11 protein-coding genes, 1 tRNA gene and 2 pseudogenes are annotated in these 14,659 nt (G+C 63.0%); 6 read left to right on the plus strand and 8 right to left on the minus strand.

Features of this window, described 5'->3' with window-relative positions:
• Position 1 precedes the first annotated feature (1 nt).
• The 6 genes from BJG93_RS27460 (at position 2) to eutC (ending at position 5,958) form a co-directional block, all read left to right on the plus strand.
• Positions 2-937 carry a choline kinase family protein gene (locus tag BJG93_RS27460; RefSeq protein WP_027195221.1) on the plus strand — a complete coding sequence of 312 codons (936 nt, stop codon included), beginning with the start codon at positions 2-4 and terminating at the stop codon, positions 935-937.
• Between the two features lie 278 nt (positions 938-1,215).
• Positions 1,216-1,473: a hypothetical protein gene (locus tag BJG93_RS27465; RefSeq protein WP_027195222.1), complete on the plus strand. Its 258-nt coding sequence runs from the start codon at positions 1,216-1,218 to the stop codon at positions 1,471-1,473.
• Positions 1,470-3,002 carry a sodium:solute symporter family protein gene (locus BJG93_RS27470; RefSeq protein ID WP_027195223.1) on the plus strand — a complete coding sequence of 511 codons (1,533 nt, stop codon included), beginning with the start codon at positions 1,470-1,472 and terminating at the stop codon, positions 3,000-3,002. The genes BJG93_RS27465 and BJG93_RS27470 overlap by 4 nt, the downstream gene beginning before the upstream one ends.
• A gap of 82 nt (positions 3,003-3,084) precedes the next feature.
• Complete coding sequence (locus tag BJG93_RS27475) at positions 3,085-3,741, plus strand: HAD family hydrolase (protein ID WP_027195224.1); 657 nt, start codon at positions 3,085-3,087, stop codon at positions 3,739-3,741.
• A gap of 28 nt (positions 3,742-3,769) precedes the next feature.
• Positions 3,770-5,164 (plus strand): ethanolamine ammonia-lyase subunit EutB, encoded by a 1,395-nt coding sequence (locus tag BJG93_RS27480; RefSeq protein ID WP_027195225.1) that lies wholly within the window; start codon positions 3,770-3,772, stop codon positions 5,162-5,164.
• Positions 5,161-5,958 (plus strand): ethanolamine ammonia-lyase subunit EutC, encoded by a 798-nt coding sequence (eutC, locus tag BJG93_RS27485; protein WP_034478008.1) that lies wholly within the window; start codon positions 5,161-5,163, stop codon positions 5,956-5,958. The genes BJG93_RS27480 and eutC overlap by 4 nt, the downstream gene beginning before the upstream one ends.
• A gap of 62 nt (positions 5,959-6,020) precedes the next feature.
• Here eutC and BJG93_RS27490 read toward each other — a convergent pair.
• The 8 genes and pseudogenes from BJG93_RS27490 to fdxH form a co-directional block, all read right to left on the minus strand.
• Positions 6,021-6,752 (minus strand): annotated as a pseudogene (locus BJG93_RS27490) (IS6 family transposase).
• Between the two features lie 221 nt (positions 6,753-6,973).
• Positions 6,974-8,225: pseudogene (locus tag BJG93_RS27495) on the minus strand (tyrosine-type recombinase/integrase).
• A 170-nt stretch (positions 8,226-8,395) separates the two neighbouring features.
• Positions 8,396-8,491 (minus strand) — tRNA-Sec (locus BJG93_RS27500).
• Between the two features lie 45 nt (positions 8,492-8,536).
• Positions 8,537-10,450: a selenocysteine-specific translation elongation factor gene (gene selB, locus BJG93_RS27505; RefSeq protein WP_027195227.1), complete on the minus strand. Its 1,914-nt coding sequence runs from the start codon at positions 10,448-10,450 to the stop codon at positions 8,537-8,539.
• A 13-nt stretch (positions 10,451-10,463) separates the two neighbouring features.
• Positions 10,464-11,912 carry an L-seryl-tRNA(Sec) selenium transferase gene (gene selA / locus BJG93_RS27510; protein WP_027195228.1) on the minus strand — a complete coding sequence of 483 codons (1,449 nt, stop codon included), beginning with the start codon at positions 11,910-11,912 and terminating at the stop codon, positions 10,464-10,466.
• Positions 11,913-11,958: 46 nt separating this feature from the next.
• On the minus strand, positions 11,959-12,957 hold the full coding sequence (gene fdhE / locus BJG93_RS27515; RefSeq protein ID WP_027195229.1) for a formate dehydrogenase accessory protein FdhE: 999 nt from the start codon (positions 12,955-12,957) through the stop codon (positions 11,959-11,961).
• A 122-nt stretch (positions 12,958-13,079) separates the two neighbouring features.
• The gene (locus BJG93_RS27520; protein WP_027195230.1) at positions 13,080-13,736 is read right to left on the minus strand and encodes a formate dehydrogenase subunit gamma; all 657 of its coding nucleotides are present in this window, start codon (positions 13,734-13,736) and stop codon (positions 13,080-13,082) included.
• On the minus strand, positions 13,733-14,656 hold the full coding sequence (gene fdxH, locus BJG93_RS27525) for a formate dehydrogenase subunit beta (protein ID WP_027195231.1): 924 nt from the start codon (positions 14,654-14,656) through the stop codon (positions 13,733-13,735). The genes BJG93_RS27520 and fdxH overlap by 4 nt, the downstream gene beginning before the upstream one ends.
• Positions 14,657-14,659: the final 3 nt, after the last annotated feature.

Consider the following 14,659-nt stretch of genomic DNA (forward strand, 5'->3'; position numbering starts at 1 on the left):
GATGAAAGCACTCGGTCAGGCTCAGACCCATCATGAACACGAGATTGAAGCAGCGATTCGTGCAATGCCTGCATGGAAAGGGTACGACATTCGCTACGCACCGGTAGGTGGCGGCATCTCGAACACGAACTGGCGCGTCGAAGTCGACGGCGCGCAGACTGCGTATTTTTTCAAAGTGCCGGGCCAGGGCACAGAGATGTTTATCGACCGCCGCACTGCACACGAAGCGAGCGTGAAGGCCGCGATAACAGGCTACGGCGCGCCGGTGTTCGCGTTCCTCGAGGATCTGGGCGTCGAGGTGTTCGAGTTCATGGAAGGCTGGCGCGCGTCGTCAAACCTCGACTTCCTCGAGCGTGAGGTCCGGCACAACGCATTGCGTGCCCTGAAGGCGTTCAATGATCAGCCGGTGCTCGCTCAGACGAAGACCATGTTTGACATGATCGACGAACATCAGCAGCAGGTCGAAGCATTGCACGCGGTTAAACCCCCGGATCACGACTGGCTGTGCCAGCAATACCGTCGTGCCCGTGCGGCGCTCGAAGCGTCGGGCCTGGATCTCGCGCCCTGCATGAACGATACCCTCGCCGGCAACTTCATGCTGAACGATGCGCGCGAGATTCGCCTGGTCGATTTCGAGTACGCGTCGAACAACGACCGGCATTACGAGCTCGCCCTGTGGTTTGGCGAGATGTTCTTCGCGCCTGGGATGGAACTTGCGCTGCTCGAGGACTATTTCGGTCGCGTGACGCCCCAGGTCGTCGCGCGTGTGCAGTTGAACAAGGCGCTCGCCGATCTGAAATGGTCGACGTGGGCGATGGTGCAGCGTGCGGTGTCGCGGCTCGATTTCGATTTCTATAAGTACGGGTTCTGGAAACAGATGCGCGCTCGCATCGTCTTTCAGGATCCGCAGTGGGAGACATGGCTGAGGCAGGCGTGAAGAAGCCAGGCGCTTGAAAACAGCTCCGTGCATAAACTCGTTGTGCGCCGACGCTTGAGCTTGACGACCTATTGAGAACCCGATTTCATTTTCAGGATGGAAAGGCATTATGGTTATTAAGGAATCCAGAGCGAAATTAAAAGCGATTGACCGCGTCCGGGCGGATCTGACGCCACCTTCGGCCCGGCACCCCGAAGGCGGTGCCTATCGGCTGGGCGCGCGAGATGACAGCGCGTTCCATTCGTGTCCTTCAACCCGCCGCTAGCGAGGAGCCGATCATGGCTGAATCGATCCAAAGCTCGATGCCGAATTCGAAGAAGATTGTATTCGGCATCTATTTCTTCCTGCTTCTTCTGATGGCGCTGTGTCCGCCGTTCTATCTAGGCGTCAGCGGCAGTAAGCAACTCGTGCTCGGCGTACCGCTGCCGATCTTCTACTGGATCGCGAACGCGGTCCTGGTCGGGCTCGGCATATGGGCGCTGTACGTGGCTGAAGGCGTGTCCGGCGAACTCGACAACGAAGGAGAACCGACATGACCCACTTCACGAATCCCGGCAACCCGGTCGTCACGTTCGGCATGATCGTCGTGTTCCTCGTTGCGATGATCGCGGTGCTGTATGCGACCAACCGCCGGAGCACAAGCTTCTCCGACTATGCCGTCGGCGGCCGCTCGTACGGCCCGTGGTTCGTCGCGATGAGCTACACGAACTCCTGGTGGCCCGGCTCGACGTTCACCGCGTTCTTCGCACTGTCGGTCGGCGGCGTGCTCGGTTTCTACGGGATGGTCTACGCGACGCTCGGCGTGACTGCGATGTATCTGATGGCAAACCGGGCGTGGTCGTGGGGCCGGCAGTTCAACCTGACGACGCAGCCGGACCTCCTCGGCATGCGCTACAACAGCCCGGTCGTCAAGCGAATCGCGTCGATCATCGGGATCATCTCGGTGTTTCCGTGGGTCGTGATGGGCATCCAGGCGCTCGCGACGTTATTCCAGTTCGCAACGTTCGGCCAGTGGACCGTGACGGCCTGCCTGACTGCTGGTGTTGTGATTGTACTGATCCGCCAGTACTGGACCGTCAGCATGGGGATGCGGGGGCTGATCATGACCGACATGTTCCAGGGGCTGATTGCGTACGTGCTGTGCGCGGTGCTGTGCATCCTGCTGCTATTCGGCAACCACGCGTCATTCTCCAACCTGTCGCAACTGCCTGCGAAGATGCTGCTGATTCCCGGCGACTCACGTACCGGTTACGGTCCTTGGTACATGTTCAGCCTGATCTTCACCGGTGTGATCGGCTCAATGTGCTGGCCAATGAGCTTCCAGCGGATCTATACGGCGAGCGGCGTAAGGGCCGTCAAGAAGGGCACGCTGCTGACGATGCTGCTGGTCGGCGGCTTCTATTGCATCCTGATGCTGTTCGCGGCTGCCGCGAGTCAGGACCCGAACGTAGCCGCACAGCCGCAGCACGGTTGGTTCGTCGCACTCGCCGATATCGGCGGCCCGTGGCTTCTCGCGGTGGCAATCGTGATTGTGCTTGCGGCGAGCATCGGCCATGTCGACGGTTGTGTGCAGGTCTGCGGCACGCAGTTCGCCAACGACCTCGCGACGTGGAATACGCCGCGCACCGATCGCCAGTTGATGGTGTTGTCCAAGGCGGGCATGGTCGTGTTCATCGTCGCAGCGGCGATCCTTGCATATCTGACTTTCGACTACAGCCGACTGCAATTACTCGCGCAGATTTCATATCAAGGGATCATCCAGCTTGCGGTCCCGCTGTTCTTCGGCATCTTCACGCGGCGTGGCAACAAGCAGGGCGCGATTGCGGGAATGCTGGTGGGCATTGCAATCGCGATCGTGCTGACTTCCGTCTATCCGGACGACATCCGCGCGCTCGGTTCGCTGACCAGCGGGATTGTCGGGCTCGCAGCGAACTTCGTCGTGTTCGTCGTGTTTGCGTTAGCGATCAAACCGTCGACCGACGAGATCGCCCGGCTCGACCGGCTGTTCGCGAAGCCTGTGCGCGGCCGCGCACCTTCGACGGTCGCCGTACCGGTAACACATTAAGGAAAAGCGGCCGCGGTGGCTGGCATGGATCTCGCGTTTTGATGCTGCCGCGGCATCGAGAATTTGACTCAACGGAGGCCGGATGACTTTAGCGATTTTCGATCTTGACGACACGATTATCAATGGAGATTGCGCGAATTTGTGGAGCAGCGAGATGGCACGCCTGGGATGGGTCGGCGACGCCGATGCATTTGTACGGCAAAACGACGAGATGATGCGTGCCTACGGCGAAGGGTTGCTTACGATGGACGATTACATGAAAGCAACACTCGCACCGCTCGCCCGTCGCCGCGTCGTTGATGTGCGCCATCAGATCGATGCGTTTGTTGAACAGGTGATCGAGCCGAGAATTCGGCCCGACGCGCGGAATGTGATCGACGCCCATCGCCAGCGTGGCGACACCCTGCTGGTGATCTCGGCGTCGAGCGCGCATCTGGTCGAGCCAATTGCGGCGCGAGTCAGTATCAATCATGTTCTGGCGATTGATATCCAGACGGAGGACGGTGTCTATACGGGACGCACCTCCGGCGTACTGACGTATCGGGAAGGCAAGGTAGTTCGGCTGCGCGCATGGCTAAAGGCGCACGACGAAAGCCTGGCCGGTGCCAGCTTCTATTCCGACTCGCGAAACGATTTACCTCTACTGTGCGAGGTCGACAGGCCGCATGTGGTCAATCCGGACCCGGCGCTGGCAGCGCATGCGAACGAGTGTGGGTGGCCTGTGTTGACATGGCGCTAACGTGCGCGGCACTCTGGAGCAACGCGAGATGAGCTATACCGAAGCGATCGGCACACGCACCTACCGGTTCGACGATCTCAAAACGTTGCTGGCGAAGGCGAGCCCGCTGCGCTCGGGCGATCAGCTCGCTGGCACCGCGGCGGCCAGTGAGGAAGAACGCGTCGCAGCCAGGATGGCACTCGCGCAGGTGCCGTTGCGCACCTTCCTCAACGAGGCATTGATTCCGTACGAAAGCGATGAAGTCACGCGCCTTGTCATAGACGATCACTCGCCCGAAGCTTTCGCCGAGATATCCCATCTGACGGTCGGCGATTTCCGCAACTGGCTACTCAGCAGCGGGACGGATGCCGATGCACTCACGCGTATCTCCGCCGGCCTCACACCGGAGATGGTCGCCGCGGTGTCGAAGCTGATGCGTAACCAGGACCTGATCGCGGCGGCGCGCAAGCGTCCGGTGATCACACGCTTTCGCACCACCGTGGGATTGTCTGGCCACATGTCAGTACGCTTGCAACCGAATCATCCGACCGACGATGTCAAGGGCATCGCCGCCTCGATGCTCGACGGCCTGATGTACGGTTGCGGTGACGCGATGATCGGCATCAATCCGGCTACCGACAGCCTGGCCGCGATCACCACGCTGCTGCTGATGGTCGACGATTTCCGGCAACGCTATCAGGTGCCGACGCAATCATGCGTACTGACGCACGTCACCAACACGATTGCCGCAATCGGCAAGGACGCGCCGGTCGATCTGGTGTTTCAGTCGATTGCCGGTACGGAAAAAGCGAATGCCGGCTTCGGCATTTCGCTTGCTTTGCTGCAGGAAGCCTATGAAGCGGCGCTCTCGCTCAATCGCGGCACAGTCGGCAACAACGTGATGTATTTCGAAACGGGGCAGGGCAGCGCGTTGTCGGCGAATGCGCATCATGGCGTCGACCAGCAGACCTGCGAAGTGCGCGCCTATGCGGTGGCACGAAAGTTCAATCCGTTTCTCGTCAATACGGTGGTCGGTTTCATCGGCCCGGAATACCTCTATGACGGCAAGCAGATCACGCGCGCGGGTCTCGAAGATCACTTCTGCGGCAAGCTGCTCGGCGTGCCGATGGGTTGCGACATTTGCTACACGAACCACGCGGAAGCCGATCAGGACGATATGGACAACCTGTTGACGCTGCTCGGCGTCGCGGGAATCAACTTCATCATGGGCGTCCCCGGCGCGGACGATGTGATGCTGAACTACCAGAGCACCTCATTCCACGATGCGCTTTATGTGCGCGACGTATTGGGCCTAAGGCGTGCGCCGGAATTCGAAGAGTGGCTGGAGTCGATGCGGGTCGCCGACGCGCTCGGCGTGTTGCTCAATGGCGCGATACGGCAACCTTTGCTGGAAGGTGCGCGCGAATGGATGGGGATCGCATGAGCAACGACTTCCTCGAAAAGAACCCCTGGAGCGCATTGCGTCAGTTCACCAATGCGCGTATCGCATTAGGGCGTGCCGGCAACAGCCTGCCGACTGGGCCGCTGCTCGCGTTCAATCTATCGCACGCGCAGGCACGCGATGCGGTGCATCATCCGCTCGACGCCGATTCGCTGCATGAGCAGTTGCGTGCGAACGGCTTCACCACGCTCGATGTGCATAGTGCTGCGCCGGACCGTCAGCATTACTTGCGGCGTCCGGATCTGGGCAGACGCCTGTCGGAGGAGAGCCGCGAGGCGCTTGCGCAAGCCTCCATCGAAGCGCCGGAAGTGGTGTTCGTGATTGCCGATGGGCTGTCGGCCTGCGCTGCTGCAAAGCAATCCATTCCGCTTTTGAGGGCCGTCTCTTTACGCCTTGCGGATTGGAGAATCGGTCCGGTGGTGGTCGCTCGGCAAGCACGGGTGGCGCTTGGCGATGACATCGGCGAAATTCTGCGGACCAGGCTCGTCGTGATGCTGATCGGCGAACGTCCCGGGCTGAGCTCGCCGGATAGCCTCGGCATCTACCTGACGTATGCGCCTAAAGTAGGGTGCGCCGATGCGCAACGCAATTGCATTTCGAACGTGCGCCCCGAGGGATTGAGTCACGGCGCAGCCGCGCACAAGCTGCACTATCTGCTGACGCATGCGCGCCGCTTGGGCCTCACTGGCGTGGGACTTAAAGACGAGAGCGATGGATTGCTGGAAGAGGCGCTCAAAGACGCGTCAACGGCGATCGCAGCACCGGATGCGAACTAACGAAGGCACTGTCAAGTTGAGAAGCACAGGCTACGTGCCGGCCTCAAGAATAGTTATCCTTATCAGATAGCCCGGTTGGCTGCGAGTGAGGCGGTCCAGTCATGCCATGTAGCGAGCCGTTCTTGCAACATGGCGCGGTGACATGCCGCGTTCATCCGATGTCTGGGCAACGCGAAGTGCTGCCGGATCGGGCCGAAGCATGAGAGAAACGTCTGCGTGCGACGGGCATCGCGAAAGCCGCACATCTGGCGTTCGCGCCTGCGGGTTGGCTGGTGACTATTCTCGGCGCGGTTGTTCACGCGCGCAGCCGATTTGACGAAGATGTGCTTCACTTGGGCGAGCTCAGGAATATCGGCCTTCGCCGCCGGATAACTGCGCAACTGGTCGGTAACGATCTTGCGCGGCACCGGATTGGATCGCAGCACCCGCCGAAAGAAGCGCTTGGCCGCGGCCTTGTCGCGCCGCTTTTGCACCAGCACGTCGAGTTCGACACCATGCTCGTCTACCGCTCGCCACAACAGGTACGGCTCGCCGCGCAGCGTCACGAACATCTCGTCCAGATTTCATGTGCTGCCCGGCTTGCGCTGCGCCGCTTTGGCGTAACGGGCGAATCCAGCGCCGAATTTGTCGCACCAGCAACGGACCGTTTCGTACGTGACCACGACACCACGCTCGAGCAACAACTCTTCAATGTCGCGCAGGCTCAGGCTGAACCGGAAATACCAGCGAACCGCGCAGCTGATGACGACGGCAGGGAAGCGGTAACCGTGATAAAGCGATTTGGTTTTCTTCATCACTTCATTGTACCGGCGTCTTCCGCAGCAACCTGACGGAGCCCTTATAGCTATTGGTCGGGGCGAGAGGATTTGAACCTCCGACCACCTGCACCCCATACAAGAACTATGTTCTGCCGGCAAAGCCAACGTCCCTCGCCAACGCCCGCCCGCGCGCAATGCCCATGACGGATCGTAGGAAGCCTGTCTAACGGCCAGGCATTTCGGGTGTTCGACAGCAACTATGCGGCGAACGCTTGGGATGCGGCCGACGCCATTGACACCGCGTCTTCCTGCTTTTTGCCGCAATACCTTCCCCAGTGGTCCATCATCAGACGCCGGCGCTCTAGCTGATCGCCGCGCCGGTAGGCCGCCACCGTCTGCGAAACAATTACGTGAGCTAGTGCCTCTTCCGCCAGCGAATCAGGGTATTCCGTGCATTCGGCCACCCAGTCGCGGAACGTCGACCGGAAACCATGCACGGTGATCCCATACCGCGACATGCGTCTCAGCAGAATCAGCATCGCCATGTTCGACAATGGGTGCCCTTCCTTGCAGCCGGGAAACAGATACCCGTATTTCGCCTTGGGCAGCGCGCTGCGCACGATGTCGACGGCCCGCTCGCAAAGCGGCACGCGAAGCGGCCGACCACTTTTCGTGCGGTCGCCGGGAATTGACCAGACACAGTTGTCCAGATCAAATTCCTCTGGCCGCGCAAAGCGCACCTCGTTCGTCCGGGTTGCCGTGAGGATGAGCAGGTGAAGGATCCGTGCCGCGCGGCGGGGACGTTGTTCCAGTTCGCGCACAAAACTCGGGATATCTTCCCATGGCAACGCCGGATGGTGTTTCACTTGCGACCGCTTCTTCGGCCGTGGTAAGACGAGTTGCAGATGGTCGACGTAGCGCGCCGGGTTGCTGCCGGTGCGATGCCCAGCACAGTCTCCGCATCGAGGATGGCCTTGATGCGGCCACGCACACGGCGCGCGGTTTCCGCCTTTTTCGTCCAGATTGGCTGGAGAATCCGCACGATCATCGCGGTGTCAATGTCGCGCACCCGGACCTCCCCGATCACGGGATACGCGTACGTTTTGAGCGTGTTGCCCCACTGCTGGACATGCTTGCGGTTTCGCCACTGAGGTTCCTGCACGCGGATAAACGCTTCAGCGGCCTCACGAAATGTCACGTTGGCCTCCGACGAGATATCGAGCAACTGTCTACGCTGCTGTTCACGCCGCGCGAGGATGGGATCAATCAGGACTCTGACCATGTCACGGTATCCGGCGGCCAGTTTCCTCGCCTCGCCAAGCGGGACTCGCGAAAGCGGACCGAGGCCCATTTCCCGTACACGCCCGTTTAGCTTGAAACGAAACACCCACGAACGCGCACCGCTGTCCGCGATCAGCAGATAGAGGCCACCGCCGTCAGCATAATGACCCGGAGCCACTCCTTCGCGACCCGCAGCGCGCTGAGCCGATGCAACTGTCGTCCTGCCATGTTGCCCTCCATTTCTACCCACAAAACCCATGTCGCCACCCATACTTCGTGTGGAAATTGTGCGGGACGTTGGCGGAAGCGGCAAGCACGTCGTTACCCATAAACCGCTTTAAAATCAGCGACCTGGAGGACGTTTTCGGAAGATATCGGAATTGCCCGGAAGCCATGTCTGGCGGAAGGCAGCCGGAGTCGAACCGACCCGAGAGCGTCTGACGCCCTCAACTGGGTTTGAAGCCCAGCCGCACCACCGGATACGAATGCCTTCCTACGGTGATTGACGCGTGGCCGATGCAGACAGACCGCCAGCGAGATCAAGGCAGATCGAGCCAGCGACTATCCGTGCGCACGAGGTGCAAGCCACGGTGAAAGCGAGTATAGCCAACCCGGTCGAAGAACTCCAAAAGCTGGATCGCGCGTTTGCGGCCGAGTCCGGTCGCGTCGCGAAACGGCGCGGCCGCCACGGTGCCGGCGTTCTTGTGCGCCTCGGTCGCCGCGATCGACGCGAGCTCGCGAATCGCCTGCTGGTGATAGAACAGATCATGCACGACCTGGAACAGCTCTCCCCGACGCGCGAGCTTGCGCAGCAACTGACGCACACGCTCCTCGGAAACAGCGTGCGCGTTCGCGAGGTCGCGCACCCAAGGCGGATCGAACCGCCCCGCCTCGATCTCGGGCAGCAACGTCGCGGCAAGCGCCTGATCGGCGGCGTCGAGCGTCACCGCGTGGCCGGGCAAATGCAACCACGGTCCGCGTTTGACGAGCTCGCCGCGCGCCGCCGCATCGTCGACCAGCGCACGCCACAGCGCGTCGTCGACCAGTGGCGCCGCGATGCGCCGCAAGCGCGATGCGTCCGGGCCGAGCTCATCCGGCGAGCGCTCATGGTATTGCGCAAGCGCGCTCGTCAGCCGCTCGGCGAGCGCGCGCCATGCCGCGTCCGCGACCAGCAGCGCGTCGTGGCCTGGCAGTTCGATCGTGCGTGTCTCGGCCGGCAACGCGAGCGCGGCCGCCGGCATCCCCGTCAAGCGTTCCAGCAACGTCCGCGACAAACCGTGCGGCGCGCGCGCAAACAGCGCATCGAGTGAACCGGTGTCGAGCAGCGTCTGTATCGCGTCGAGCCAGGCGAAGCGCTCCGGCGAGCGCCGCTTGCGCGCCGGAGCGAACGGATCGAGCACGTGCCCGCCGCCCACCGTGCGATTGGCCTGCGCGTTACGCACGACGAAGCGATCGCCCGGCACCGCGCACAGCGGCCGCTCGAACACGAGCTGCACGCGCGCGCGCTGAGCGGGCGCGAGCGTGTCGCCTTCGAGCAGCGCGACATGCGCAACCTGATGCTGCGTGCCGAGATGCACGTGCAATGGCGCCCAATGTTCGAGCGCTTGCGGCGCGTCGGTGAGCAGCGTCAACATGACGTCGATGCGCTCGCTCGCTTGCGACAAGCGCGGGTCGACGATCCAGTCGCCGCGCTCGATCGCACTTTTGTCGATGCCCGCCAGATTCAGCGCGCAGCGTTGGCCGGCGCGGCCGGTTGCGGCGGGGCGATTCTGCTCATGAATGCTGCGCACGCGCACCGACTGATGTTTCGGCGCGAGCAGCATGGTGTCGCCGACGCTCACGCTGCCTGCCACCACGGTCCCGGTGACGATCGTGCCCTGCCCCGCGAGCGTGAATACGCGATCGACGGCGAGGCGGAACAGGCCATCGTCGCGCTTCATGCGCCATGCCGCGGCCTGCTCGCGCAAGTGCGCGTTCAACGCCGACACGCCCGGGTCGTCCGCGCGCGTCGCGCAGGTATCGAACACCGGCGCGTCGCGCAACACGCTTTCACCGACGAACGCGCTCACTTCGTGGCGCACTTCGCGCAGGCGCTCGTCGTCGACGCGATCCACTTTCGTCAACGCGATTGCGCCGCGCCGGATGCCGAGCAGTTCGACGATCGCCAGATGCTCACGCGTTTGCGGCATCACGCCGTCGTCGGCGGCGATCACGAGCAGCGCGAAGTCGATGCCGCTCGCGCCCGCGGTCATCGTGTGCACGAGCTTTTCGTGGCCCGGCACGTCGATCAGACCGAGCACGTCGCCGTTGTCGAGCGGCACGTACGCGTAGCCGAGCTCGATCGAAATGCCGCGCGCCTTCTCTTCCTTGAGCCGGTCCGTATCGACGCCGGTGAGTGCCTTCACGAGGGTCGTCTTGCCGTGGTCGATATGCCCCGCTGTACCGACGATCATGCGTGCCTGTCCTTCAGTTCCTTTTCGGTTGCGCGACTAACTGAGCGATCAATTGCGTTTCGTCGGCGGCTTCGAGGCAGCGCAGATCGAGCCGCAACGCGTCGTCCGCGATCCGGCCGATCAACGGTCGCGCCATCTCGCGCAACTGCTTTTCGAGCGCGAGCAGATGACGGCCGCCGCGCTTGCCGTCGGCCATCCGGACGACGAGGCCATAGCTCGGCAGCACGTCGACGGGCAATGCGCCGCTGCCGATCTGGCTGAACATCGGCTCGGCGGCCACCGTGTAGCGCGCGTCGATCGCCTGCTGCAGCGCCGGTAACACGCGCTGCGCGGCGCCGTGAATGTCTTCCGCGGGCCGCGTGAGCAGCCGTAGCGTGGTCAGCCGCTCCGTCAACATCTCCGGCGCGCGATACAACCGCAGCACGGGCTCCAACGCCGCGAGCGTCAGCTTGCCGACGCGCAGCGCGCGCTTGAGTGGATGCTTCTTGATCTTCGCGATCAGCTCGCGCCGCCCGACGATCAAGCCGGCCTGCGGACCGCCGAGCAGCTTGTCGCCGCTGAACGTGACCAGATCAGCGCCGGCCGCAACGGTCTCGCGCACGGTCGGCTCGCGCGGCAAGCCCCATTCGCCGAGATCGACGAGCGTGCCGCTGCCCAGATCGACGGCAACCGCGAGCCCGCGTGCATGCGCGAGCGTCGCGATCGCTTCGATGCCGACTTCCTTCGTGAAGCCGCTGATCGCATAGTTGCTCGCATGGACCTTCATCAGCAACGCGGTGCGCGCGTTGATCGCCTGTTCGTAATCCTTCAGATGGGTGCGGTTCGTCGTGCCGACTTCGCGCAGCTTCGCGCCCGCTCGGCTCATGATGTCGGGAATACGAAACGCGCCGCCGATTTCGACGAGCTCGCCGCGCGACACCACCACTTCTTTCTTTGCCGCGAGCGCGGACAGCGTGAGCAGCACCGCGGCGGCATTGTTGTTGACGATGGTCGCCGCTTCGGCGCCAGTCAGCTCGCAAATCAGATCGTCGATCAGGTCATCGCGGTCGCCGCGCGTGCCCGTGGCGAGATCGAACTCGAGGTTAGCGGGTTGCGTGAGCGCGGTCATCACGGCGCGCACCGACTCGTCGGGCAGCAGCGCGCGGCCGAGATTCGTGTGTAACACCGTGCCGGTCAGGTTGAATACGCTGCGCAGCCGCGACGCGTTGCGCGCGAGCAGCGCCGCGGCGACCGTCGCGTGCAGTTGCGCGGCATCGAGCGCGCTCACCGCCGGATTGGCCGCCGCATCGCCCGATTGCGCGCTGATGCGCCACGCGTCGAGCGCGCTGCGCAGCGCATGCAGCACCTGCGTGCGGCCGTATTCGCCGATGAGCGGCGCGAATTCCACCGACGCCATCACCTTGTCCACCGACGGCACGCGCGCCATCAGCGCGCGCAGTTCCGAGCTGCTCACATCGCTCACGAGCAATCCTTGTGTCGTTTCGAACTTGCGTCCGGTCAGGTCGCCGTCATGCGGACTCTTCGTCCTCCGCTTGCGTTCCGCCGGCCGTCCGCTCCGGCCACAACCATGGATGCGGCGACGCGCGCCGGTAACCTTCCGCGCCCATCAGCAGGTCGAGCGTGAGACTTGCGAGGTCGTCCGCGAACGGCTCGAACTCGAAGTCCTTCGCCTGGATGCCGATCTTGCGGTAAGTATGGCATTCGTCGCACGACTCCGCCTTCAGCGCGGCGTTTTTCGATTCGGCTTCACGCGTGGCCGCGTCGGCGTCAGGCGAGCCGACCACGTGATACGCGATCCCTTTGGTCGAATCGCAGTTCGAGCATTTGGTGCGGACCATATGCCACTCGGTCGCGCACAGCCCGCATTGCAGATAGCGATAGTTGTCGTACGCGCCGCCGATGCGCACCGTGCTCGCCACCGGATGCGAGCCGCACACCGGGCACAGGCCCGGCGTGTCGAGATACGGCACGTCGCGCCGATTGATATCGGCGGCGAGATCGGTCCACACGACCTGCAGCGCAGCCATGACGAACGGCGCGCTCGCCGGATCGACGTCGCCGAAGCGTTGCGCGAAGATCGCGTCGGCCTGCGCGTCGAGTGCGGCAGCGTCGAGCGAGCGCAGCCGCGCGAACAGCGCCACCAGCGGCGGCGTCAACGGGCCCGCCGCTTCGACCTTGTCGAGCAGTTGCAGCAGCAGGTCGCGCCACGCCGGATCGCGCGCGCCGGAAAGCGCCGGAATCAGCGGCATCGAGTACTGTTGCGCGCTTGCGATCAGCTCGGGGCTCGGCGGCTGCGCCTTGAAGTGCGCGAGCATGGCCTGCTGCGCATCGGCGAGCGCCGCCATCAGCCGCAGGTAGCCGGCGATGGGATTGCTGCGCGCGGCGAGCTGACGCAGGCGCGCGGCGCGCGGCGCGAACACCGCAAGCCGCTCCGGCGTGCGGATGCGGGGTATTGCCGAGGGATCGAGCGACTCGATGTCGGCGGCTTCGAGAATGCGTTGAGCCAAGATATCGACCTCTGAAAACCGAAGAGCCGCCGCCCGTCATCGACGAGGCGCGGCGGCCCGGTGCGGAGCGCTGCGTGCGGCGCATTCGAACACGCGCCTGGGTAGCGCCGCTCGAGCTTACTTTACTTGCCGATGATTTCCCGAAACCAGTTCGGATGATGCTTGCGCGCCCAGCCATACGTGACGGTGCCGCGGGTCATCGCGCCAACGGAGCCCTTGATCCACAGCGCCGCATAGATATGCACGATGATGCCGACGATCAGCAAAAACGCCGTCGCCGCATGCACGAGCGCCGCAAGCCGGATCAGGTCCATCGGGAAATAGAACGAGAAGTAGCGCCGCCAGATTACGATGCCGCTTAGCAACAGCAGCAGCATACAGATCACCATCACGAAGAACAGCAGCTTCTGCCCGGCGTTGTACTTGCCGATTGCGGGAAGACGTTCCTCGCGATTGTTCAGCACGTCGCCGATCTGCTTCATCCACTGGATGTCCGCCCGGTCCAGATAATTGTGATGCCAGAAGCGCAGTGCAAGAATCAGGAACGAGATGAACATCACGCAGCCGATGAACGGGTGCAGAATCCGCGTCCACTGCCCGCCGCCGAGCACCACGTACAGAAACGCCATCGACGGATGAAACATCGCGAGACCGGACAGCGCGAGCAGTATGAAACAGATCGCGGTGATCCAGTGATTCGTGCGCTCGTTCGGCGTGTAGCGCACGAGCAGGCGGTTGCCCTTCACGTCCGTGAACTCGGTGTGCTCAGAGCGGTTCATTGCGTATCCTCCCGCGAACGGCGTGCTTCCTCGGCTTCCTTGACGGCCGCGGCTTCGTCGGCCTCGGACACCTCGTTCGGACCGACCCGTGTGTAGTGGAAGAAGCCCGCGAGTGCGGCGATTCCCATGATGGCGAGCCCGATCGGCTTGGCTATGCCCTTCCACAACGACACTAGCGGACTGATGCGCGGATCGTCCGGCAGGCCGTGATACAGCGACGGCCGGTCGGCGTGATGCAACACGTACATCACATGCGTGCCGCCGACCTTCTCCGGGTTGTACAGGCCAGCGTTCTGAAAACCGCGTTCCTTCAGATCGACGATGCGGTCCTCGGCCTGCTGCTTCATGTCCTCCTTGGTGCCGAACATGATCGCGCCCGTCGGGCAGGTCTTCACGCACGCCGGCTCCTGGCCGACCGCCACCCGATCCGAACACAGCGTGCATTTGTATACGCGGCGATCCTGCCTCGACATACGCGGTATGTCGAACGGGCAGCCGGCAATGCAGAAGCCGCAGCCGATGCAGTTCTCCTGATGGAAATCCACGATGCCGTTCGTGTACTGCACGATCGCGCCCGGCGACGGACAGGCCTTCAGACAGCCCGGATCGTCGCAGTGCATGCAGCCGTCCTTGCGGATCAGCCATTCGAGATCGCCGGCCGAATTCTCGTACTCGGCAAACCGCATGACGGTCCATGAATGCTCGGTGAGATCGGGCGGGTTGTCGTAGACGCCCACGTTCACGCCGATCTCGTCGCGCAGATCGTTCCACTCCATGCAGGCCGTCTGACACGCCTTGCAGCCGATGCACTTCGACACGTCGATGAGCTTCGCGACGGTGCCCGTGGCCGGCTCGCGAATCACCGGCGGCTGCGTGGTGGTGGCCGAAACGCGTCTGATGTCCAGTGATTGCAGTGCCATCTC

The organism is Paraburkholderia sprentiae WSM5005 (assembly GCF_001865575.2).
Lineage (GTDB): Bacteria > Pseudomonadota > Gammaproteobacteria > Burkholderiales > Burkholderiaceae > Paraburkholderia > Paraburkholderia sprentiae.